This is a genomic window from Desulfosalsimonas propionicica (genome assembly GCF_013761005.1).
GTDB lineage: Bacteria > Desulfobacterota > Desulfobacteria > Desulfobacterales > Desulfosalsimonadaceae > Desulfosalsimonas > Desulfosalsimonas propionicica.
Map to the genome: position 1 here is coordinate 629,036 of NZ_JACDUS010000001.1, position 22,210 is coordinate 651,245.

The 22,210-nt window shown below is 55.4% G+C and carries 19 protein-coding genes; 8 read left to right on the forward strand and 11 right to left on the reverse strand.

Annotated features, from left to right (window positions below):
• Together HNR65_RS02695 and HNR65_RS02700 are read left to right on the forward strand one after the other, a co-directional pair.
• Complete coding sequence (locus HNR65_RS02695; protein WP_181549889.1) at positions 1-927, forward strand: alpha/beta fold hydrolase; 927 nt, start codon at positions 1-3, stop codon at positions 925-927.
• Between the two features lie 33 nt (positions 928-960).
• Positions 961-1,386 (forward strand): nucleotide triphosphate diphosphatase NUDT15, encoded by a 426-nt coding sequence (locus HNR65_RS02700; RefSeq protein WP_220128258.1) that lies wholly within the window; start codon positions 961-963, stop codon positions 1,384-1,386.
• Here the strand turns inward: HNR65_RS02700 and HNR65_RS02705 are convergent.
• The 4 genes from HNR65_RS02705 to HNR65_RS02720 form a co-directional block, all read right to left on the reverse strand.
• The gene (locus HNR65_RS02705; protein WP_181549890.1) at positions 1,379-2,197 is read right to left on the reverse strand and encodes a 4Fe-4S binding protein; all 819 of its coding nucleotides are present in this window, start codon (positions 2,195-2,197) and stop codon (positions 1,379-1,381) included. The two genes, HNR65_RS02700 and HNR65_RS02705, sit on opposite strands and share 8 nt — an antisense overlap.
• Positions 2,198-2,614: 417 nt before the next feature.
• Positions 2,615-3,121 (reverse strand): DsrE family protein, encoded by a 507-nt coding sequence (locus HNR65_RS02710; RefSeq protein WP_220128259.1) that lies wholly within the window; start codon positions 3,119-3,121, stop codon positions 2,615-2,617.
• A 363-nt stretch (positions 3,122-3,484) separates the two neighbouring features.
• Entirely contained in the window at positions 3,485-4,033 is a 549-nt protein-coding gene (locus tag HNR65_RS02715) for a Spy/CpxP family protein refolding chaperone (protein WP_181549891.1), read from the reverse strand.
• A gap of 409 nt (positions 4,034-4,442) precedes the next feature.
• Positions 4,443-4,871: a hypothetical protein gene (locus tag HNR65_RS02720; protein WP_181549892.1), complete on the reverse strand. Its 429-nt coding sequence runs from the start codon at positions 4,869-4,871 to the stop codon at positions 4,443-4,445.
• A 226-nt stretch (positions 4,872-5,097) separates the two neighbouring features.
• Between HNR65_RS02720 and HNR65_RS02725 the strand changes: the two genes are divergently transcribed.
• On the forward strand, positions 5,098-5,973 hold the full coding sequence (locus HNR65_RS02725; RefSeq protein ID WP_181549893.1) for a radical SAM protein: 876 nt from the start codon (positions 5,098-5,100) through the stop codon (positions 5,971-5,973).
• Positions 5,974-6,161: 188 nt separating this feature from the next.
• Here the strand turns inward: HNR65_RS02725 and HNR65_RS02730 are convergent, their stop codons facing one another.
• The 3 genes from HNR65_RS02730 to HNR65_RS02740 form a co-directional block, all read right to left on the reverse strand.
• Positions 6,162-7,049 (reverse strand): aldo/keto reductase, encoded by an 888-nt coding sequence (locus HNR65_RS02730; RefSeq protein ID WP_232364616.1) that lies wholly within the window; start codon positions 7,047-7,049, stop codon positions 6,162-6,164.
• A 194-nt stretch (positions 7,050-7,243) separates the two neighbouring features.
• On the reverse strand, positions 7,244-8,725 hold the full coding sequence (locus HNR65_RS02735; RefSeq protein ID WP_181549894.1) for a 1-acyl-sn-glycerol-3-phosphate acyltransferase: 1,482 nt from the start codon (positions 8,723-8,725) through the stop codon (positions 7,244-7,246).
• A 16-nt stretch (positions 8,726-8,741) separates the two neighbouring features.
• Positions 8,742-9,521, reverse strand: a complete 780-nt coding sequence (locus HNR65_RS02740) for an alpha/beta fold hydrolase (RefSeq protein WP_220128260.1) — start codon at positions 9,519-9,521, stop codon at positions 8,742-8,744.
• A 156-nt stretch (positions 9,522-9,677) separates the two neighbouring features.
• Here HNR65_RS02740 and HNR65_RS02745 point away from each other — a divergent pair, with 156 nt between their 5' ends.
• The 4 genes from HNR65_RS02745 to HNR65_RS02760 all read left to right on the forward strand — a co-directional run bounded on the left by HNR65_RS02745 (position 9,678) and on the right by HNR65_RS02760 (position 16,297).
• Positions 9,678-11,165: a TolC family protein gene (locus HNR65_RS02745; protein WP_181549895.1), complete on the forward strand. Its 1,488-nt coding sequence runs from the start codon at positions 9,678-9,680 to the stop codon at positions 11,163-11,165.
• The gene (locus HNR65_RS02750) at positions 11,162-12,319 is read left to right on the forward strand and encodes an efflux RND transporter periplasmic adaptor subunit (RefSeq protein ID WP_181549896.1); all 1,158 of its coding nucleotides are present in this window, start codon (positions 11,162-11,164) and stop codon (positions 12,317-12,319) included. The genes HNR65_RS02745 and HNR65_RS02750 overlap by 4 nt, the downstream gene beginning before the upstream one ends.
• Entirely contained in the window at positions 12,309-15,566 is a 3,258-nt protein-coding gene (locus HNR65_RS02755; protein WP_181549897.1) for an efflux RND transporter permease subunit, read from the forward strand. The genes HNR65_RS02750 and HNR65_RS02755 overlap by 11 nt, the downstream gene beginning before the upstream one ends.
• A gap of 95 nt (positions 15,567-15,661) precedes the next feature.
• Positions 15,662-16,297 carry a DUF3786 domain-containing protein gene (locus tag HNR65_RS02760; protein ID WP_181549898.1) on the forward strand — a complete coding sequence of 212 codons (636 nt, stop codon included), beginning with the start codon at positions 15,662-15,664 and terminating at the stop codon, positions 16,295-16,297.
• 59 nt (positions 16,298-16,356) lie between these two features.
• Here HNR65_RS02760 and HNR65_RS02765 read toward each other — a convergent pair whose 3' ends face one another.
• From HNR65_RS02765 to HNR65_RS02780, 4 genes are all read right to left on the reverse strand, one after another.
• On the reverse strand, positions 16,357-17,529 hold the full coding sequence (locus HNR65_RS02765; RefSeq protein ID WP_181549899.1) for a DUF362 domain-containing protein: 1,173 nt from the start codon (positions 17,527-17,529) through the stop codon (positions 16,357-16,359).
• A gap of 340 nt (positions 17,530-17,869) precedes the next feature.
• Complete coding sequence (locus HNR65_RS02770) at positions 17,870-20,107, reverse strand: molybdopterin-containing oxidoreductase family protein (protein WP_181549900.1); 2,238 nt, start codon at positions 20,105-20,107, stop codon at positions 17,870-17,872.
• 18 nt (positions 20,108-20,125) lie between these two features.
• Positions 20,126-20,731 carry a TetR/AcrR family transcriptional regulator gene (locus HNR65_RS02775; RefSeq protein ID WP_181549901.1) on the reverse strand — a complete coding sequence of 202 codons (606 nt, stop codon included), beginning with the start codon at positions 20,729-20,731 and terminating at the stop codon, positions 20,126-20,128.
• A gap of 511 nt (positions 20,732-21,242) precedes the next feature.
• Complete coding sequence (locus tag HNR65_RS02780) at positions 21,243-21,521, reverse strand: hypothetical protein (protein ID WP_181549902.1); 279 nt, start codon at positions 21,519-21,521, stop codon at positions 21,243-21,245.
• Positions 21,522-21,556: 35 nt separating this feature from the next.
• Between HNR65_RS02780 and HNR65_RS02785 the strand changes: the two genes are divergently transcribed.
• Entirely contained in the window at positions 21,557-22,204 is a 648-nt protein-coding gene (locus HNR65_RS02785) for a lysophospholipid acyltransferase family protein (RefSeq protein WP_181549903.1), read from the forward strand.
• The last annotated feature ends 6 nt before the right edge of the window (positions 22,205-22,210 follow it).

The following is a 22,210-nucleotide window of genomic DNA, read 5'->3' on the forward strand; positions in this document are numbered from 1 at the left end:
ATGGATCCTGTTAAAAAGTCGATAGTGCTCTGCTCAGCGGTTTTCAAGGGGTTCTCCAAACCGGGATTCCGCTCCATCCCGATTGGTGAGCTGGAAAAGAAATATGCCAATGAGAACTCCCGGTTTTTGGAGATAAACGGGGCAAGGGTTCACTTCCGGGAGGAGGGAAACGGGCCGCCCCTGCTGCTGCTTCATGGCGCCATGGCATCGCTTCACACCTGGGACGGCTGGGCAGACGCGCTGCGGGAGAGTTTTCGGATCATACGGGTGGATTTGCCCGGAAACGGTCTGACAGGTCCGGTGCCCGGATTTGCCCACACCGAGCAGGGGCTGCTGGATTTTCTGGAGACATTTGTGGATGCCATGGCCCTTGACCGGTTTTATTTGGCGGGCAACTCCCTTGGCGGGTTCATGGCCTGGAATTATGCAGTGCAGCATCCGGATAAGGTCAAAAAGCTGATCCTGATTGCGCCTGCCGGTTACCCGCAGGAGCCTCCGGATGTGATAAAGCGGGTGAGTCTGCCGGTGGTGGGCGGCATCGCCCGGGTTTGGGCGCCCAGGTTTATGATTGCCGCAAATGTGCGAAGTGCATACGGAAATCCCGATCTGGTGTCTGAATCCGTGGTGGACCGCTACCATGAGCTGCTGCTCAGGCCCGGCAACCGCACGGCAATGGTGGCGATTTTCCGGGCCATGAATGAAAAGGCTCGCGGGTTTGATCCGGGTGAAAAAATAAAGCAGATTTCCGTGCCCGTGCTGCTGATGTGGGGGGAAAGGGATCGCTGGGTGCCGCCGGCCCATGTTGAGAAATGGAAAAACGATGTCTCCGATCTTCAGGTTATCACTTATCCCGGGGCGGGGCATGTGCCCATGGAGGAGCTGCCGGGCGAAACAGCCGGGGATGTCAGCAGGTTTTTATGTGAATAAGCGATTTTTATGAGGATAGCAAAAAGGCGGTTGATGAAACCAAACATGCCCATGGTGGGCGTCGGGGTGATCGTGCTTCGAAACGGTCTTGTTCTGCTCGGCAGGCGCAGGGGCGCCCACGGGGCCGGCACCTGGGCGCTTCCCGGCGGACACCTGGAGTATGGGGAAACCGTGGAGGCTTGCGCTGCGCGGGAGGTAAAGGAGGAAACCGGGCTTGACATCCATTCCATTACCCGCGGGCCGTATACCAGCGACGTGTTTCCGGAAGCGGGCAAGCATTATGTCACCCTTTTTGTAACCGCCCGAAGCGGAAGCGGTGAGGCACAAATTTGTGAGCCCGCCCGCTGTGCAGCCTGGCAGTGGTTTGACTGGTCTGATTTGCCCGAGCCCTTGTTTCCGCCGCTTGCCTCTTTGCTTGAAACAGGATTTGTTCCGCACCAGGGCGAATTTCTCAGCTGACATCCACTGATCTGGATATCTGGCGAATGGCGTTTTGGATAAATGCGGGGTTTTTGACAACCATGGACACGGCATGGCGGGGGCAGACAGATGCGCAGCGGCCGCAGCCCCGGCACTGGCTCTGATCAATGACCGCGCAGCCGTTTTCCATGTGAATTGCCTTTACAAAGCAGGTGCCGTTTGTGCAAATGCCGCAGCCGGTGCAGTTGTCGTTCACTTCCATTTGAATGCCCGGCATGCGGGATATTTTCCTGCTGATATCCGGGTGCATGTAGGGCAGCGTCTGCCAGAGGCAGCAGCAGGGGCAGCAGTTGCAGATGGTCATGAGTTTGCCGGGCGGGCCGATATTTAACCAGAGCGTATCAATGCGGTTGCGCCCGATCATTTGCACCAGGCCGGCTTCGCGGCATTTGCGGGCATGGGCGATGGCTTCTTCCGCGGTGGCCCGCCGGCCGAAAGCCGGGTTGATCCCGCCAGCGGCCGCGCCAAGAAAAATGCAGCCGTATTCAACCGGATAATCTTTGCACCCTTCCGAGTCCCGGCAGATACAAAAATCCATGATCCATATCACGCCGGCTGCCCTTATGAAATGCTCCACCACCCCGGAAGGCACCGCAAGGCTTTCGGGCGGGGCAATGGTTTCATTGATGGCAAATACAGAGTCTTTGGGCAGAAACACAACATCGTCGTTTTTAAAAAATATCCGCTCAATCAGCCATCCGATCACGCGGTAACGCGTGAGCCCGGACCAGAAAAACCGGGTTGCATAAATTTTGTTGATAAGCTTTCGTATTGCGTAAGGGCTGGCCATTGGCTGCTTTTTCAGGATTTATCCTTTGATGGCGTCGGAAAAGTCCAATATCTGCGTTACGCGCAATTTATCAGAATTTCACGTACGGCTAACTACTCTGCATTCTTCGAAATTGCGCAAGCCTTGATCTTGAACGGTTTGCGGCACCATCTGAAATCAGACTTTTTACGAAGGCATCATCCTTTGGATTTCGGTCTTTTCTCAAAAGGTTTTGGGTTTTGCTGTATTTTTCCGTTTCAGGACAAAACAAGTCCTATAGCCTTTATCCTGCCATCTGTAAACAGCCAAAGGCTTGCCGGTGCCGGGCGGTCGGGCGGGGATCTGTGGTTGTAAAGGGATTGCGGAGTGATTGGGGCAGACAGGCAGGGCCGGTTAATGGCCAATTGCCATTAACCGGCATTGTAGTATATGCGTGATTCAATATATGGGAACCAGTGCGTATCCGTTGGTCTGGTATCCGATGGAGGAAATCCAGCCATTGGGAACAACGTCGATTTCCGGGGATATGGATTCCGGATCCACGCCAAAGAAGTCAACCGCATAAAGGCAGACCTCAAGTTTGATTCCGTCCTTGACCATTTTTGAGATGACATTGTCCATCTTTGCAAGAGTTTTTCTCTGTTCCTGTGTAAATGCGCTTCTATCCGAGGACAGCAGCTTGACGGCACCGCCCATAAATACCACAACAAACCGGGGCTTTTCTGATACGTTCTGAATGGCTTTGTCGGTGAAGGTCTTATGGGCCAGGGATAAATGAACCAGCGCGCCTGCGGGATCGCCTTCCCTGAAATCAAATATCGTGTCAACGCTGTCTGTGCCCTGAAGCGCTTTGTACTCTCCGGCCGGCGAAGGACCGGCGGCAACCAGCAGGACAAGTACGGAGACAAAAACAACCATTGTTAAAATCATGTTTTTTGTTTTCATTTCAGCACCTCCAAAATTGTTTGTCCGCCTGAATCTGTTTGGATACGTTAGGCGTGCCAAAAATTCAGGCCACTCCGAACAGAAAGGCGTAATAAAAAAGATAAGGCCGCGCCAGGGGATTTCAAGTTGGAAAGTGAATGCTTTTCCGGGATATGTGTCTGAAAGACCGCAGTCATATCGCAATGCATCATGGCTGCTGATAAGAAAATGGGGCGGGCCGGCGGCGGGAAATTGTATTTTCGGGTTTTTGGATTAGGCTGTATCGGGCTCCGGCAGACCATGCCCCTGTCATGGAAAACGGTTTTTGCGTGCCAGGGGCATGGTTCTTTTCCGGAAAAGAATTTTTCGGGGTGAAAATGCCGCCTATTGCATTTTCTTGCTGCGGCTTTTGGGTTTTGCCTTTTGAATCATGTCGTCATGCTCAGCCATGATGACCTCCAGCTGTTCTTGCTGCTCATCTGTGAGTACCGCCTTCATTTTCTGCTCGGTTTCATAGGCGTCTGAATGCATATCAATTCTTATATCAGCGCATGCCTTCATCTGTTTTCGTACCTCGTCGACAGGTGCACTGCTGTCTATCAGGTCTTGCAGTTTCCTGTTGTGCTTTGTCATCTTCGCCTGGTAATCCACCTGTTGTTTCTTAAACGCTGAGCGCATTCCGATCAGCTCATCGGTCTGGTTTTCGGAAAGCGAAAGCTGCTTTTGCATTTCAGGAAGCAGATTGACCATGATCATGGAGCTTTGCATCGGACTGGAACTCATCATTCCGCCATGCATTGCGCCCATGGCGCCTTGCATCATGCCGCCGCGCATCATGCCCGGTTTCATGCTTTGCTGCGAATCCATCTGGGCATTGGCGGTCATGCATACAAGAAAGAAAACACCAGCTGCGATAAATGCAATCTTTTTCATTTGAAAATCCTCCTTAAATATTTTTTATAGGCCTGTAAAAAGTTCTTAACAGGCTGTAGCGGGTTTCAAGTGGCTGCGGAAACTCCGTGCTGATTTCAAATTTAACCGCCGTGTGCGCAAAACGCAAACAAGGCTGCCTGCCGGCTCTGGTCCGGCCCTGCGGGGGAAGAAAAACCGTTTTCATGGATCAATCCGCATACAGCACCACGGCATAGCCGTTAAACAGGGTCCATACCCGGTCGCCTGCGTCAATTTTGAGCCGGTGCCGGCTCCCGGCTGACGCTTACCATCATGGACTTAGAAACCCACGAGGATTTTTTCGCGGCCTATGTGCTGCGATGGGAAAAACTGTCCTTATGGGCAGCCGTGCCCATGTGTGTGAAAAAAAGACATGGGCACGGCTTTTGTGTTACCGGGTTTCGGGAAATTTCAGGGTGATTTTTTCCTTGTCATCCTTTTTTTTCATCTTGATCTTTAGGTCCACATTGCTGTCGCGCACCCCCAGAGACAAGGGCAGTTCGCCCTTATCCGTTTCGATGTGGGTGATGTTTCGCATGATTTCGATGATTTTGTCGGCCAGTTGGGCAGGCGGTGCGGGCAGCTTTGCCTCCCGGTATTTTGCTGTCATTTCCACGGAGCCGTCAGCGGATTTGGTCAGTTTGATTTTTTCCACGTTCCGGTCCAGACCGTGGAGAACCGACAAGGCCAGCCAGTTTAATGCGGCCTGCTCAATGTCAGACTCTTCCCGGATCCGGCCCAGTTCGGTCAGGTAGTCGGTCTGGGCATAGCAGTCAATATGCTCCTGCATCTTTTTATGGAAACTTCCGGTATCTTTCATTTGCGTATCCCCTTTGTTTTCGCATGCGGGTTGCAATCCGTCAAATGATGGATTTTCAACGGGTTTTGTCCGTTTTGCCTGTTATTGATAAAATTAAACCTGCAAACAGCAGTGTCAAAGAGGGGGGGAGCGGCAGCCTTGATTTTTGCCTTTCGCAAATGATAAAGGTGAGACAATGAGGGTTAAACCTTGATGATTGTCTTGAAATTTTTGCGGGGAGAATGGGATGCGCTATGAAGGACCCATATACAGGCCGCCGTCCGAAGCGGGCAGCCTGCTGATCCAGGCCACCGCGGGCTGCCCCCACAACCGGTGCACCTTTTGCATGGTCTACAAAAAAGGCCCGAAATACCGGGTCCGGCCGGCCGCCGAGGTCATCGAAGACCTGGAGGCCGCAAGGGCACAGTATGGCAGCCGCATCCAAACGATTTTTTTTCCTGCGGGAAATACGATTGCCGCACCCACCGACACCCTTGAAGTCATATTCCGTGCCGCATCCCGGATTTTTCCCGAGGTCCGGCGCATGACCGTGTACGGATCCTCCCGCTATATTTTGGAAAAAGGGGAAAAAAATCTCCGGCGCCTTGCCGCGGCCGGCCTGAGCCGGATTCACGTGGGGCTTGAAAGCGGAAGCGATGCGGTGCTGGCAGATATCCGGAAAGGGGCCACCCGTGAAGAGCAAATCCGCGCCGGCCGGCTGCTGAAAAAAGCCGGCATTGAAAACAGCTCCTATGTCATGTTGGGAATCGGGGCAAGGGCGTTGAGCCGGCAGCATGCCCTGGAAACAGCTTCTGCTTTAAATGAAATCGCCCCGCAGTATGTGCGGCTGCGCACCTTTGTGCCCAAGGAAGGTACGCCCCTTTTGCGCAAAGTGGAGAAAGGCGACTTTGTCATGGCCGGCCCGCACGAAGTGCTCAGCGAAACCCGGCTGCTTCTGGAAAATCTGGAGGCGGCCACAAGCCTTCGAAGCGATCACTACACCAATTATGTCAATCTTTCCGGCGAACTGCCCCGGGATAAAACCCGTCTGCTGGGCATGATAGACGATGCCTTAAAACGCCCGGAAGGCAGTTTCCGGCCCTTTTTTGTGGGAACAGAGTAGCTGATGGCGCTGTAAAAAATTCAATATCTGCGTTACGCGCAATTTCTCAGAATTTCACGTACGGATAAGTACGCTGCATTCTTCGAAATTGCGCAAGCCTTGATCTTGAATTTTTTACAGCGCCATCTATAAGGCCATCTATAATCAGATTTTTTATGCATGCATCAGTAATTGCATGTGCGAAGGTTTTATATCACCCCGCGATAAAATGCCAGCTGCCGGGCATTTTCCCTGAAAGGGGCGAGAAGTTTTTCCAATTCGATCTTTTCAAGGGGTTGTGCGTTGCATCCTGCATCAACTAAGGTTTTGACTTCGGTGATGCCTGAACAACCCACTATGGCAACCGTTATTGCTTTGCCAAGGGCGTAGCGCAACAGCAATTCAGGAGTCACACCCAGGTGCGGGGCAACATAATGGCCCCCGCCCAGTATCTTCATGGCGATGACGGCGATTTTTTTCTCCAGGGCTGCCGGAAGTGTTTGGGTCAGAAAACCGCCAAGGATCTCCTCAACCGGATTGACCGGCATCATCACCGAATCCACGGGCCATTGCCGTACCGCCCGGGTGAGCACATCCGGGTCGTGGTGGCCGGTCACTCCGATAAAGCGCACTTTTCCCTGCTGTCTGGCTTCCAGAAACGCTTCAAGTGCGCCGCCCGGACCTTCAATGGTTTCCAGATCCTGCATGGTGCGCACGTCATGGACCTGCCAGAGATCCAGATAATGGGTTTCAAGCCGTTTCAGACTTTCTTCGAGATCTTTTTGCGCGCCCTTTTTGTCCCTGGATGCGGACTTGCTGGTCTGAAAGACACGGCTTCGCTGTTTTGGGTCTGATTTCCACTTCCTGCCGTAATAAAGCTCAGAGTCTGAATAAACCCGGGCACTGTCAAAGTAAGTGATGCCTTGTAAATAAGCGGCATCAATGACTTCGCCGGCCTCTTCAAACCGGCCGGTGGTTCTGAGCACGCCTTCTCCGCCCAGGCCCACGCGGGTGACCGTCTGTGGGGCTGTTCCAAATGCGTTTGTCTGTATCTGTTTTTTTTCCATGGCTTCATCGATCCTTTTTCTGTTTTTCATGACTGATAGCACCATAAAAAGTTCAATATCTGCGTTACGCGCGATTTTTCAGAATTTCACGTACGGCTAAGTACGCTGCATTCTTCGAAATCGCGCAAGCCTTGATCTTGAACTTTTTACGGCGCCATCTGAAAACCGACTTTTTACGAGACAATCATGACTGCCGCAGGGGGCTTTTCCAAAGATGGAACCAATCATGTTTCCGTGTCCCCGGCAGACGGATTTTGCTGGGGATCTGTGCGCAGGCCGGCTTCCAGTTCCCTGAAACGATTGATCACCTCCTGGCGCTCCCGGCGAAGGAGCCTGAGCAGTTCCTCCTGGTTCCAAAAAAAAGAGCGCACCAGAATCCTGTCGCGGTATACGAGAATATTGCGCCTGTAGTGCAGGGCGGCAAATCCGGCCGGCGGCAGCAGGGCCAGGTAGGCAAGCGTCCATTTCCAGGTCATGCCGGCAAAATACCACAGCCAGAACCCGAAGCCGGCATACGTGACCGTAAATGCCAGAAATCCCACTCCGAAATAGGCAAATGCCCGGATGGGTTCCTGCCGGACAAGGCGGGCGGTGTATTTTGTCAGCATGTACGGCACAATGTTGTGTACCAGGCCAAACAAGGCCACCGGGGCCATGGCGATGGCGTAAAACGTCATTTGCAGACGGATGAGCCGCTGGTGAACCGGCTTGTTGAGCAGTCTTTTTACGGCATGGCTCAGCTCCGCCTGACGCAGATGGTCCTGGTAGCGGTCCACCTGGCGCCGGAGCGGAGCAATGGCCGAAGAATTGCGTACGGCAGCTCTTAACAGAATCGTGCTGATCTGCTTGCGGGTTTTTTCGCGGGTTTCAAAGGGGTCGGCGCCTGCGGCCGGATCGGGTCTGTACCATTCCAGCAGTTTCCACACCCATTGTTTGATCCGGGAGCGGGGTTTTGCCTGTTGGGTGTCGGATGTGTCCTCATCTGCGGCAAGGGGTTCGAGTCTGTAATCCAGGGCTTCTGCCAGGTCTTTGGCCAGTTGGTCCACCTGCTGGTCTTCCACGTGCAGGGTCTGCTGCCGCAGCGATTCCTGCAGATCCGCGGTCAGCCGCCGAACTGCGGTTTCCGGATCAATTTTGTGCATGCGGGCGTAATCCGACACCCGCACAGGCGGGCCGAAGCGCAGCAGCGCAGATGACATGAACAATTCCCTGTGCTCGTAATTAAGGCCCACAGCCACGATGGTCAACCCAAGCCGGTAGTTGTTGCGTTCCTCTGCGCCAAGGGCCATTCTGGCCCCGCCCGTGCGCAGCTCGGCCACCTGTCCGGGCGGGGAATTTTTTCCTTCGGGAAACAGCCCCAGGCAGCCACCCCTTTCAAACAGTTCGTAAACCTTGTCAAACGCGACCATGTTGCGTTTTCCGGAATCCCGGGTTTCGTGGGAACGATACACCGGAATCGCCCCGAGCCGATAGAGCAGGCCGCTCACGAACCGGTTTTGAAACAGGCTGCTTCGCACCAGAAAATGGATCTGGCGCCGGGTTTGAACGGCCAGCAGGATGGCATCGAGTACGGATGCGGGGTGATTGGCCGCCAGAATCAACGGGCCGGAGTCGGGAATCCGCTCCGGGTGCTGGCTGCGGACTTCGATGAAATAAAGGCGGCTGAAAACGCGAAGCAGCCATACAATGACACGATAGAGTTTCATATCAGCAAAGCCGTAATCAGTTTATGGAGCCGGTGTCCGGATCGGGCTGTTTGTCAAATGACCCGGTTTCCAGAAACCGGATCACCAGTTCAGCGGTTTTCTTTGTGTGATGGATCTGATTGTGATGATAGGGCACCACAACAAAATCGTCGAGCCCGGGATAGCAGACAGATTCTACTTCAACCCGGCCGTCGTTTTCCTTTTCCAGGAGCCGGCCGAGGGCAAGGGTGCTTTTGTTTCCGGCAATGGCGCCGATTCTGGTTTCATCGGGATCTGCCAGGCCCAGTTCAGGGATGTTTTCCGGCTGAAGGGAGTCGAGGGTGGCAAATGTTTCCACCAGCAGATCTGAAACATCTCCGGCAATATCGGCAAGCGCGCTTCCCTGGTTGGGCGTGGCAATGAGCACGGCGTGGCTCACCCGTTTGGAATCCGGGCTGTGGGCCAGAAAATAACGGATCACCAGGCCGCCGGTGCTGTGTCCGGCCATGGCCACAGATGCGTTGTCCGGCAGTTTGGATAAAATTTCTTCCACCTGATTGGCAAAAACTCCCGCCGCCTCATGCACGTGATCAAAGGTAAGGGGCAGATCAACGGCAATGGCTTTGTATCCGCGCTTTTCAAGAAAGCCGGCAAGGCGTTGCATGTCATCGGCGTCTTTTGCATAACCATGCACGAGAATCACGGTTTTTCCGGGCGGGTTTTCCTGCAGGGGCTGCCGTGTATGGTTTTGTGGGGGATTTTCACAGGCGGCAAGCAGCAGGGCCGATAAAAGTGATATGGCCAAAAGGCGCATCATCGGGGCTTTCTTCTGACTCTGTTTTGCATGTAATCGCATAATACTGCATTATAGCCCTGCTGCAGCAAAAATCAAACAGCAAACTGTTGGGATTTAAGCGTGTTTGAGGTTGGATTGCGGTTTGACAGCCCATTTGAATTTGGGTATAGGGTTGGAATGGAAAAGACGTTTTTTCTTCTTATCGTTTTGAGCTGCCTTTTTTTACCCGGGTGCGGGTTTTTCAGTTCTTATTCCTACCAGGGTGTTGTCTCTGAATATGCCGACTGGGAAAACCCCGGGCTGTTGGGACAAAAAGCGGCAGAAAAAACGCATCGCCGGGATTTGTCCGGCGCGGTTGAATTTCCGTTAACGCTTTCTTTCGCCCTTGAAACCGCCCTAAACAACAATCCCGACCTGGTGCAGGCCGTCTGGCGAACCGAGCAGAGCCGGGCCATGCTGTCGCTGGCAGAAACGGCGTTCTGGCCCAAAGCCTCTGTTTACACTGAATACATGCAGGGTGATGCCCCGTCCGCCTATCTTTTCAAAAAGATCGATCAGCGCATGCTGCCGCCTGATGCAAATTTCAATGACCCGGGCTGGTTTGAAAATTTTGAATCCGGGCTCAACGCACAGATGAATCTGTTTAATGGCGGCAGCGACTACCTGGAGCTGCAGATGGCCCGCATTGATGTGGACATTTCACAGTTTGACCGGGCAGAGGTGCAAAATAACCTCGTGGCCGAGGTGATTCGCGCGTTTTACAATGTTTTGGCTGCCCGGGATTTTGTCCGGATTGCCCGCCAATCAGTGGACACCGTGTCCCGGCAGCTCCAGAGCCTGCAGGTCCGCTATGAGGGCGGTGCCGTGCTCAAATCCGATATTCTCTCCATGCAGGCCCGGTTGGCGCGGGCCCGGGAGCAACTCATCTCCGGCCGGAATCGGTCCAAACTCACCGCTGCCGCCCTGGCCAATCTCATGGGGCTGGAAGCTTCCGCGCTTACAGACGGTGATAAGGTTTTTGCGGGTGCGGATGCCGGCATCCCGGAGCTGCCGGCATCCTATGCAGCCGGTTTTGAACAGGCCCTGCAAAGCCGGCCCGAACTGGCCCGGATTCGTCAGCAAGTGGTGAAATCCAGATATGCACTGGCCGCTGCAAAGGCGTCTTACCTGCCCAGCCTTGATTTGATGGCCAGGTATTATGTGGATGATCCGGACATGGAATATGACCTGGATCGGGAAAACTGGACCGCAGCTGTTGTGCTCAACTGGGACCTGTTTACCGGTTTTTCACGCCCGGCCCGGATTTCCAGGGCAAGGGCCCGGATAAAAGAGCTTCTTGCCGCAGACAGAAAAACCCTGCTTCAAGTGCAGCACGATGTCAGGCGCGCCTGGTTCAACCTTGAGGATGCCGCAGCCCGCCATGAGGCGGCAAAGCAAAGTGTGCAAAGCGCAGAAGAATCGTTCCGTCTTGTCCGGGAGCATTATCAGGGCGGGGCGGTGACCATCACCCGATACCTGCAGGCCGAGCTTGACCGGCGCCGGGCCCGTATCCGGGCCGCTGCGGCCAGGTATGACAAGATCAAGGCAAGGGCAGAGGCGGCCCGGGCCATGGGTCTGTGGGCCAATCAGGAAACTAAACCTTTTTTGCAGATGCAGCCGCAATGAAGAAAAAACACATTTACATGAGTATGGGCGCAGGTCTGGCAGCAGCAGGGGTGGTCCTGCTGATCTGGCTTTTATCCGGTGATAAGATCGGGCCCGGCATAGTCGCCCCCAAAAAAACCGCCGCCGTTGCGGAAGCCGCCACCGCCCAAGCCTCGCTCACCACTGTGACCGAGTGGTATGAGGCCGTGGGCACGGTGGCTGCCAAAAACCAGGCCCGCATCGAACCCCGGGTGGCGGGTCCGGTGATGGAAGTCCGGGTGAAGGCGGGCGATCACGTGAAAAAAGGTGATCTGCTGGTCAGAATAGACGACGACCGTCTTGACTCCCGGCTTTCCCAGGCCCGGCAGCAGCTGCAGACGGCCATTTCCCGCCGCGGGGAGGCCGCCCAGGCGGTGAACTCAGCGCAAGCCGCCTTTTCCCGGGCAGAATCGGATTACAACCGGATAAAAAATTTTTACCAATCCGGGGCTGCTACAAAACAGGATCTGGAAGCGGCCCAGGCCGGATTTCTCCGGGCAAAAGCAGCCCTGGAGCGCTCCCGCAAAGCCTTTTCCGGTGCAAAATCCGGGGTGAAACTGGCCAAAGAAATGGTCCATGAGGCTGAAATTGCCCTGGGCTACACCGGGATCCGCGCGCCGGCAGATGGCCGCATCTTAAAGCGCCTGGTTGACCCCGGAGACATGGCAGCGCCCGGAAAGCCGGTGCTGATTGTCCACGCCGCAGGCGGACTGCAGCTGGAGGCCAATGTGCGCGAAGGACTGATGGATGCGGTCCGGCCCGGAGACGTTCGCAATGTCCGGCTGTCTGCCGCCGGCACGACGGTGGAGGCGGTGATTGATGAAATCGTTCCCTCTGTTGATCCCCGGACCCGGACCTTTCGGGTCAAGGCGGGCCTGCCCGAAGTCCAGGGGGTTTATCCCGGGATGTACGGTAAATTGCTGGTTCCTTATATGGAAATCCAAGCCATCCTGATTCCGCAAAATGCTGTGCGCCGGGTCGGGCAGCTGGAGCTGGTTTCGGTGAAAACCAAAGACGGCTGGCAACGGCGTTACATCAAAACCGGAAAGGTTTATGGCGACCAAGTGGAGGTGCTTTCCGGGCTAAGCGGCCATGAAACCGTGCTCACACAGGAGCCGGGAAACAATGGCCGATAACGGGCACCCACCCAAAGGGCTGATTCCGGGTATTGTCAGGCCGTTTCTTTCCGGCACACCCGCGATTATCATCCTGGTGATCGCCCTTTGCCTGGGCGCGGCGGCCATCTTTCTTACCCCCCGGGAAGAAGATCCCCAGATTGTGGTTCCCCTGGCCGATATTTATGTCCAGGCACCGGGCGCCGGTCCCGGGGAAGTTGAAAAACTGGTGGCCACCCCCCTGGAACAGCTTCTCTGGCAGATCGACGGGGTGGAATACGTTTATTCCATCTCCAGGCGGGGAATGGCCATTGTCACCGTGCGGTTCTACGTGGGCGAAAATCAGGTTGAATCCCTGGTCAAGCTCCATGATCAAATCACCATGCACAGCGACCAGGTGCCGCCGCTGGTCAGGGGCTGGACCATTAAGCCCGTTGACATCGATGATGTGCCCATTGTCAATCTCTGCCTGCATTCCGAACGCTACGACGATCATGAGCTCAGGCGCATCGGCGAGGAAGTCCTCTGGCGGCTTTCGAAACTGAAAAACATTTCCCGGACCCACATTGTCGGCGGCTGTCAGCGCGAAATCCGCGTTGAGCTGCTTCCCGGAAAAATGACCGGGTATAATGTTTCTTTGATGCAGGTCAGCCGGGCGCTTCAGGGGGCGGATGTGGCTTCTGCCGCAGGTAATATCGACCGGCACAACCAGAATTTCACGGTGACCACCAATTCGTTTCTTCGTTCAACCCGGGAGGTCCTGGACCTGGTTGTGGGGGTGGACAACGGCCGTCCGGTTTATCTCAGCAATATTGCAAAGATAACAGACGGCCCGGCCGAATCCACATGTTATACCCGCATCGGCCAATCTCACCGCTACCGGGAAGCCCACGATCTCCAGGACCGGCCCCTTACCCATCAATCCGTTACCCTGGCCCTTGCGAAAAAATCCGGAACCAATGCAGTCAATGTTTCCCGCAGTATCATGGCCGAGCTCGGGGAGCTCAAAAAAAGCGTCATTCCCGATGACGTCCATATTGAAGTCACCCGGGATTACGGATACACCGCACAGGAGAAAGTCAACAGCCTGCTCAATTCCCTGTTTTTCGCCATTGCCACGGTAGTGGTGCTGCTGGCCTTTGCCCTGGGGCGGCGCGAGGCACTGGTGGTGGCCGTGGCCGTTCCCATCAGCTTCAGCCTGGCACTGTTTTGCAATTACCTGCTCGGCTATACCATCAACCGGGTCACCCTGTTTGCCCTGATTCTGTCTCTTGGCCTGGTGGTTGATGATCCCATCACCAACGTGGACAACATCCAGCGCCACATTTTCATGGGAAAGCGAAACCCGTTTAAGGCCACGCTGTTTGCCGTCCAGGAGGTGCTGCCGCCGGTGCTCATATCAACAGTGGCCATTATTATTGCCTTTGCCCCTCTTTTTTTCATCACCGGCATGATGGGCCCTTACATGGCTCCGATGTCGCTTAACGTACCCTTAACCGTTATATTTTCCACCCTGGCCGCGTTAACCGTCGTTCCCTGGATGACCTACAGGCTTTTGCGCAACCACCCGGCTGCCGGAAGCCAAAAAACAGCCGACCCCGAAGAGCACATAACCAGGGGCCCCCCTGAATGGATTTTTACGTTTTACCGGAAGCTGGTCACCCCGTTTCTTGAATCCCGGATCCGGCGATGGCTGCTGTTGACCGCAATTCTTGTTCTGCTTGTAGTGTCGATGCTTTTGGTGGTTTTCCGGATGGTTCCGCTCAAAATGCTGCCCTTTGACAACAAGAACGAATTTCAGATCGTCATTGACATGCCCGAGGGCACCACCCTGGAAAGCACGGATGCGGTGGTGCGCGATTTTGAAAAATACCTGCGCGGCGTGCCCGAGGTCACCCATTATACGGCTTACGTGGGAACCCATTCGCCCATGGATTTCAATGCCATGGTGCGTCATTATTATCTGCGCCAGGGCTCCCACCAGGCAGATATCCGTGTTGACCTGGTATTAAAGGGCCGACGCGAGATGCAAAGCCATGCCATTGTCCTGCGCCTGCGAAAAGACCTCATGAAGATTGCTGAAAAAAACAACGCGGCCATACAGGTGGTGGAGGTCCCGCCGGGCCCTCCGGTTTTGGCCACCATAGTGGCCGAACTCTACGGGAGTCCGGACAAGTCGTATGAGGAGCTGATTGCCGCGGCCGAACCCATGAAGCAGCTCATGCGCGAGGAGCCTTTTGTGGTGGATGTCGATGACATGACCGAATCTGTACACGACCGGTATGATTTTGTGGTGGACCGGGAAAAGGCCGCCCTGCACGGGGTGTCCACCCGGGAGATTATTCAGACCCTGCAGATGGCTGTAAGCGGTACGACACCGGCCCGGGTTCACGACGAAGACGAGCGCCAGCCCCTGCATGTAAAAATGATTCTGCCCCGCCAGGCCCGAAGCAATCTCTCGGATCTCACCCGAATACCCATGGATACCGCTTCCGGGCATATGGTGCCGCTTGCCGAAATTGTGGAGATCCGCCGGATACCCAACGAGCAGACCATTTATCACAAGAATCTCGATCCAGTGGTTTATGTGACTGCAGAAATGGCAGGCCGTGCGCCCGCCGAGGGCATTATCGACATGCAGGCCCGGCTTGCCGAAAACCCGCTTCCGGAAGGAATCCGGGCGCAGTGGGCCGGTGAGGGGGAATGGAAAATCACCCTGCGGGTGTTCCGGGACCTGGGGATTGCCTTTGCCGTAGCCCTGGCCGGAATCTATATTCTCATGATCATCCAGACCAATTCCTTTCTCATGCCTGTGCTGATCATGATGGCCATCCCCCTGACCCTGATCGGGATCATGCCGGGGTTCTGGCTGCTGAATCTGGTTGCCGGCGGCGAGGTGGGCGGATATCAGGACCTGGTGTTTTTTACCGCCACGAGCATGATCGGTATGATCGCCCTGGGCGGTATTGTCATTCGCAATTCCGTGGTGCTCATTGATTTTATCCGCGATTCTCTGGCAGAGCAAATGCCGGTAAGGGAAGCCATCGTCCAGAGCGGAGCCATCCGCCTGCGCCCCATTGTCCTGACAGCCGCCACAACGGCGCTGGGTGCCTGGCCCATAACCCTTGACCCGATATTTTCCGGGCTGGCCTGGGCCCTGATTTTCGGGCTTATTGCCTCCACCCTGTTTACCCTTCTGGTGGTGCCGGTGGCTTATTACGCGGTTTACGGGACAAAGATGGAACAGGATCAGGCAAAGGCGAAATGATGCCGGCGGAGCTGAAGATACGTGCAAAGACCATGGCGCGGCAAAGTGTTTGAGCCAAGCTGGAGAAACAATTCAGGAAAATACAGGAAGGTGACATGGCCTCAGAAGCCCCCATTTTTGGTAAAATTTTAAATGATTATCTCGCAGCGGTGGCTGCCCTGGATTTGACCGGCAGGCCCGAAATTCTGGGTGTGCGGGTGGAAAACAATGCCATTGAAATTCCCTTTTTCGGCAAAATCTACACCATTTCCCCTGACAGGATCGCCGATCCCCGGGGAAATGCCCCGTCTCACGCGGTGAGCGTGATTTTGTGCAAATATCTGCTGCTGTGCCCGAAAGATCCGGGCACGGACAGCGATCTTGTGACATACAAGGATTTCAGGGATGCCGCTCCCTATGTGACAGGATTTGGCAATACCGCTGAAAAACCCATATCCAAGGCGTTTTCCGGGCAGATCAGCGCCCTTGAGAATGCCTGCACACGCCTGGGGGGACAATCCTGGGATTCGGGGATTTCCTGTGATTTGTCTTATCGGTTTCAGGCGCTGCCGCAAGTGCCGGTCTGCCTGTTATACAATGACGCGGACGAGGATTTTCCCGCAGACACCACCCTGTTGTTTCAACGGGGGGCAGCGCAGTATCTGGACATGGAGTGCCTTGCCATGATCGGTATGGTGCTGGCCCAATGGCTTGTGCAGCTCGAAGACAGGGACGTATCCGGGCTTGTATAGTTTTTGGGCAGGGGGCAAAGTCAGGCGGTGGTGGTGACATAAACACCATAGACACGGAATCATCTGCCCATTCGGTCAAACATCCACTGAAGCCGGCCCGGCTTTTTTTCCAGGGCCCCTTCCGGGCAGATTTCCACGCAGCAGTAGCAGCGGATGCAGGTGCCATAATCGTATGCCGGAACGGCCCTTTTTTTGCCTTGGGGCGGGCTGATGGCGCCGGCCGGGCAAATTTTCATGCACTCAAGACAGCCGGTGCACAAATCCGCTCTTGGCACGGGCCGCTCCACGCACAGGTTTTTAAAGGTACGGGTGTTTAACGGCCATCGAAATGCATTTGAAAACAGCGAGTCTCCGGTTGCCGGCACAAAGTCGGCAACCTGCAGGTTTTCCGGGGGTTCGCCCACAAGGTCAATGCCTTTGGCCGATTTTGCGCCCCAGCCCCTGTCAAAACCCTTGGCAATGGTGGGAATGTTTCTGAAATCCAGGCCCGCCACCCGGGTTCCCGCATAGTCCACGGCAATGCCGTCTGTGCCGGCAATCACCGTGTTTAGCTGCCTGGGCCGGCCGCCCCGGCCCGGGCCCTCGCCTTCCAGGGCGCAGACCGCGTCCATGACGTGAATCAGGGGTTTGGGCGGATCAAATCCAAAATTCATGGCGCCGTAAAGGTCGAGGAGAAAATCGGCAAAATCCGAATGCCGGGGCAGGCGCAGGTGCATCTTGGATTTTTCCATGCCGGCCATGGCCCCGAACAACAGCTTGACCGCGCCGGTAATGCCGGTGATGCCATGGGTTTTGAATTTGGGCAGGCACAGGATCAAGTCCGCGTCAAAATAGGCCCTGGCGATATCAATGTGCGGATATCGCCGGGCGCCGTCAAAATGCAGGGTCTGTACGTCTGAAGGATCCGCGGTCAAAATCCCTTCCTGTTCGAGCACTGCCTTGTAGCTGGTTTTCCTGATCACCCGGTCCAGGGAATGTACGGCCGGTGATTCCACCAGCACCGGGATGCCGCCGTTGTCCTTGACAATTTTGACCGCGGCCCGGAAAAACTCCGGATGGGTGATCACTCCGCTGTTATCGTCTGCCACGGTAAGCAGGTTTGGCTTTACAGCCACCCGGGCGCCTTTGAAATCCGCGGGTGAAAACCGGATCAAAGAAAGGCTGTCTTCAATGGCCCTCCGGATTGTCACTTTATCGTAACTGCTGCACTCCACAAGGGATACAAGCGACATGATTTCCCCCCATCATTGATGGCGCCGTTAAAAGTCCAATATCTGCGTTATGCGCAATTCCTCAGAATTTCACGTACGGATAAGTACGCTGCATTCTTCGGAATCGCGCAAGCCTTGATCTTGAACTTTTTACAGCGCCATCTATAAACTTCCTTCCTGCAACAACAGCGGACGCGGTAAAAAGCTTTTTACGAAACCATCATCATTGATTGCACCGTAAAGTTCAGAAACTTCTATAACCGACAACGAATAAAAAGAATAACCTCTTGATTTTACTTAACACTTAATCACTTCAAATTTAACACTGCAAGTAAAAAAGACTTTTTACAGGCTATCATCATTAGACCGCGGTCAGTCTGCAGGTCACAAACCTGTGGATCGGGGTGCCCAGGTCGCTGCGGTGGGTGTTTTGCGTCAGCTCGTTGACGTTGATCCCATGGGTTTCATCCCCATACTGAAGGCCGAAACCGTGGGGGATGATCACCATGCCCGGCCGCACCTGTTTGCTGATCTGCAGTGGCCCCCGGGCCGAGCCCGCCGCTGTGGTGACTTCCACCAGCCGGCCGTCTTCCAGGCCCAGTGCCTGTGCTTCATCGGGATGCACTGCCACGGTGCAGTCGCGTTTGCCTATGTTCCATTCGGGGTTTCGTATGAGGGTGTTGGCGTTGCAGTCAAAATGCCGGCCCGCGTGCAGAATCAGGGGAAAGTCCGGCGGCATGCGAAGTTCTGCTTTTTCCGCTTCAGGCGCCAGGGCCTTTGCCGGATTTTCCAGTTCAGGCACAAAAATTTCCAGTTTGCCGGATTCGGTTTTGAGGAGGTTCATGTTTTCATCCGGGTCTGCGATCCCCGCCCATAAGCCTTCAGGGTGGTCGAGCAGTGCCTGAAAGATCCGGTCCCCCTGGTCGGCGCCCGGTTCAAATCCCGCCCGTGCGGCGTTTTTCCGGAATGCTTTGGGCGCGGTCATCAAAAGGCCCCAGACGGCGGCCAGGGCCGCGGAATCCCACTGACGGCCCAAAGTTTTGGCCAGCACAAAGGGCATGGCGGCCATGGCCGCAGGCTCTTCGTTCGCCCACTCCATAAGCCGGGCGCCGAAATCCAACCGGGTGCACGCGGCGGCCTGGTAAAGCGAATCCGGTATTTGCGGGATCAGGCCCATCCGGTCGGCGATCATGGTGGAAATCTGGGAGGACTCCAGGCATGATCCCGGGGGCTGAACCACCGGCCGCCGCAGCTGCAAAAAAACCTCCGGAAAGGTGTTGGGGAAAAAGGTGGTGTCCCAGGATTCGTAAAAGCTCCGGCAGGGCAGGACATAATGGGCAAACCGGGCGGTTTCGCTCATGACAATGTCGTTTACCACCAGCAGGTCCAGGCTGGAAAAGGCCTTTTCATAGGCATGGGTATCGGGATAGGAACGCAGGGGATTGACCGCGCTGACATACACGCAGCGCAGCCGCTTGGGCTGATCGGACAGGATTTCCTCGGGCATCACCGCCGGAGGAAAGGAGCCGGCGGCCGCAGGGGGCATGTTGGTTGCGGCCGTGCGCCAGGTTTTGGGGTTTCTTTCATCTGCATGAAACCCCATGGGCACGACAAATCCCGGGATCACGTTTCCGCCCCGGACCATGAAGTTGCCGCACACCGCCTCCAGGATCATGAGAAAATAAAGGCTCAAAACGTTTTTCCGGCCCATGTAAAGCCCCAGGTCCGGGTGCACGCACCATTTTTTCGTTACCATGAGGCGGCACAGCTCATATACCGGCTCAAATTCCAGCTCACATGCGGAAATCGCCGCTTTGTCATCAAAATTTTCAAACCAGGGCCGGATCCGGTCCCAGCCTTCCACGTGATTGCGGATATAATCGGATTTTTCCCAGCCATTGCTTACGATAATGGCGATCATGGCCTTTATCAGCAGGGCATCGGCCCCGGGTCTTACCGGCAGATGAATGTTTGCGGCAGCAGCGGTTTCACTTTTGCGGGGATCCACGGCCACAAGTATTTTATCCGGATCCCGGGAAATTTCCGTCAGGGTCTTTCTGGCCCGGGGCATCTGGTGGCTTGCCATGCCGTTCCATCCCCAGGCCACGAGCATCTCGGTTGCATGCTCATCCGGGATGGCCAGGTTGTATTGCTTGCCCAGTATCCGGCCGAAAAGCCACCATGCGTCAGAAAATTCCTGGCCGGCGGATGAATAATAATACTGCGAACCCATGGCCCGCAGCCAGGTCAGGCCGAAGGTGGCCTCCATGTGGCCGCCCTGGGCGCTTCCGCCCATGTAGGCAAGGCTTTGGGGACCGTGCTTTTCGGAGATGGCCTGCATTTTTTCAGCGATTTCGCCAATGGCCTGATCCCAGGTGACGGGCTCAAACCGGCCGTTGACCTTTTTTAAGGGCTCGGTGACGCGGTCTTTGGGATACTGGTGATAGGCGATGTTCAGCCCTTTGCGGCACACATAGCCCCGGCTGCGGGGGTTGTCCCTGTCCGGCCGGGCGCGCACGATGCGGCCATTTTCCACCAGCAGTTCCAGCCCGCAGTTCTGGGCGCACAGCACGCATCCGGTTTTATGCCATTTTCCCATGGGTTTCCCTCCTTTTGCTTATGATTGGCGGTGACAGGGCGGGCCGGATTTCAGCAAATGGTCAAATACCATCTGTCTGAAGGCCGCCAACGGGGCGGCGCTTTTTAAGGCCTTGGCCTGCAGCAGGGTGCCCTGCCATGCGCTGAGGATAAAACCGGCGGTTGTGTCAATGTCTATACCCGGGCTCACTTCACCGGACTGCCGGGCTTGTTGGAGACATTGGCCGATTTTTTCGCGCATCTGTTCCAGAATGGATTCCAGCCGCTGCCGGAACCGCTCGTTTTGATCGCTCATTTCCTGGCAGAGGTTGCCCACCGGGCAGCCGCCATGAAAACCGTTATTTTCAAGCCTGTCTGCATAGGCCTGAAAATAGTTGCGCAGCCGGGTGAGAGGGGAGGCGTCCGGGTCGTGTAGGGCCGCATCGCCCACCGACGCCGCCCAGGCGGCCATGTGATCGATCAGGGCCAGGCCGAAGTCCTCCTTGCTGGCAAAATAATGATAAAATGAGCCCTTGGGGACGTTGGCGGCCTTGAGGATTTCGCCGATGCCCGTGTGATTGAACCCTTTTTCATACACCAGCCGGGCTCCCTGAGTCAGGATTGTTTTTCGGGTCTGGGATTTCATGCCCATGCATATTAGTAGACCGGTCGTCTATTGTCAAGAAAATTTGATTCCCAAATTAGGCGTTTCAAATTCTTATGGCAGTGTCACAGCAGGTGGGGCCAGGGGCCGGAGTCAGGATGCAGGATGCGCTTCTAACTTCAAAAAAGTTGCTGTTCGTGCTTGGTTCTATAATTTTCGCATGATGCCGACCCGGTGGCGGTTTGCTCCCTGCTGACCGCTTGCGCGCTCAATGCGACTCGCAAACCACCCCCGGGCCGGCATCATGGCCGACTGTGTGCAAATTTTCACACCAAGGAATCCGGAGCAACACATCCAAGTCTTGGAAGTAACTTCAGGAAAAGTTACTGTTATAGCTCGGTCCTGGGCTGCGGCCCGTGGGAACACCTCCAAGGAAGTCCAAGGGCGGGGTCGGTTTGTAAGCGACATTGAGCGTTTACGGAAAAATTCAGCAAATGCCGAAGCTAAAAAAATTTCAAACTGTTTGAGGCCGACAGGCCGAGTTTTTGAAATTTTAGCGAAGCCATTTGATGAATCCGTAAACGGTCAGGAGCGAAAAAACTGACCCCGGCCGCAGGGCTTCCTTCCTGACAAACAGCGGACAATAAATAAGCTTACCGGCAATGATGCCACAATGCAATAGATTCGAAATGATTTCTTCTTTTTTGGGCCAAAGCTGATGCAGGATGCCGCCCATCGGGAAGTGACCAGAGCCGGCACAACCCTTGACGCCTTGGGCAAAAGCGGGTATGGCCGGAACATGAAAGCAAAAACCGCGGCAGAAACCCTGCATGCCTGCAAAGGCATTGGAAAGGAACGGCTATAACCATGAATACCAAAAAACTGCTTTATTCAAAACGCTTTGCATACCTGGTCTACCGGTTCATCCGGGTATATTCGGCCTGTTTGCGGCTGCGGGTGATCAATGAAGCGCCCTGGCAGCAGCATGTTGAGGCCGGCGGGAAGGTACTGCTATGCGTCTGGCACCAGCAGTTTTTCTCCCTGATCCGTCCCTTTAAAGCCTATGCGAAATACCGGCCCGGGCTGATGATCAGCCGGAGCCGGGACGGGGAGATGATTGCAGCGGTGGCCAATTACACGGGATGGCACACGGTGCGCGGATCTTCTTCCAGGGGCGGGCGCACGGCCATGTCGCAGATGATCCGGCATCTGCAGGAAAACCGGCTCGGGGCCCATATTTTAGACGGCCCCAGGGGCCCGGCCGGGGTGGTGAAAAACGGGGCCGTCAAAATCGCCATGGACAGCGGGGCGCGGCTGGTGCCCGTGTATGTGGAAGCCGATGCCAAATGGATCTTTAACTCCTGGGACCGGTTTTTTGTGCCCAAACCGCTGTCCCGCGTGCGGATCCGCTTTGGTGACATGCTCCCGCAGATCCCGCGCACAAGCGATACGGCCGCCCTTGAAACCTGGCGCAAATCCCTTGAAGACCGCATGCGACCGGGGCTGGTGCGTTAAACTCCA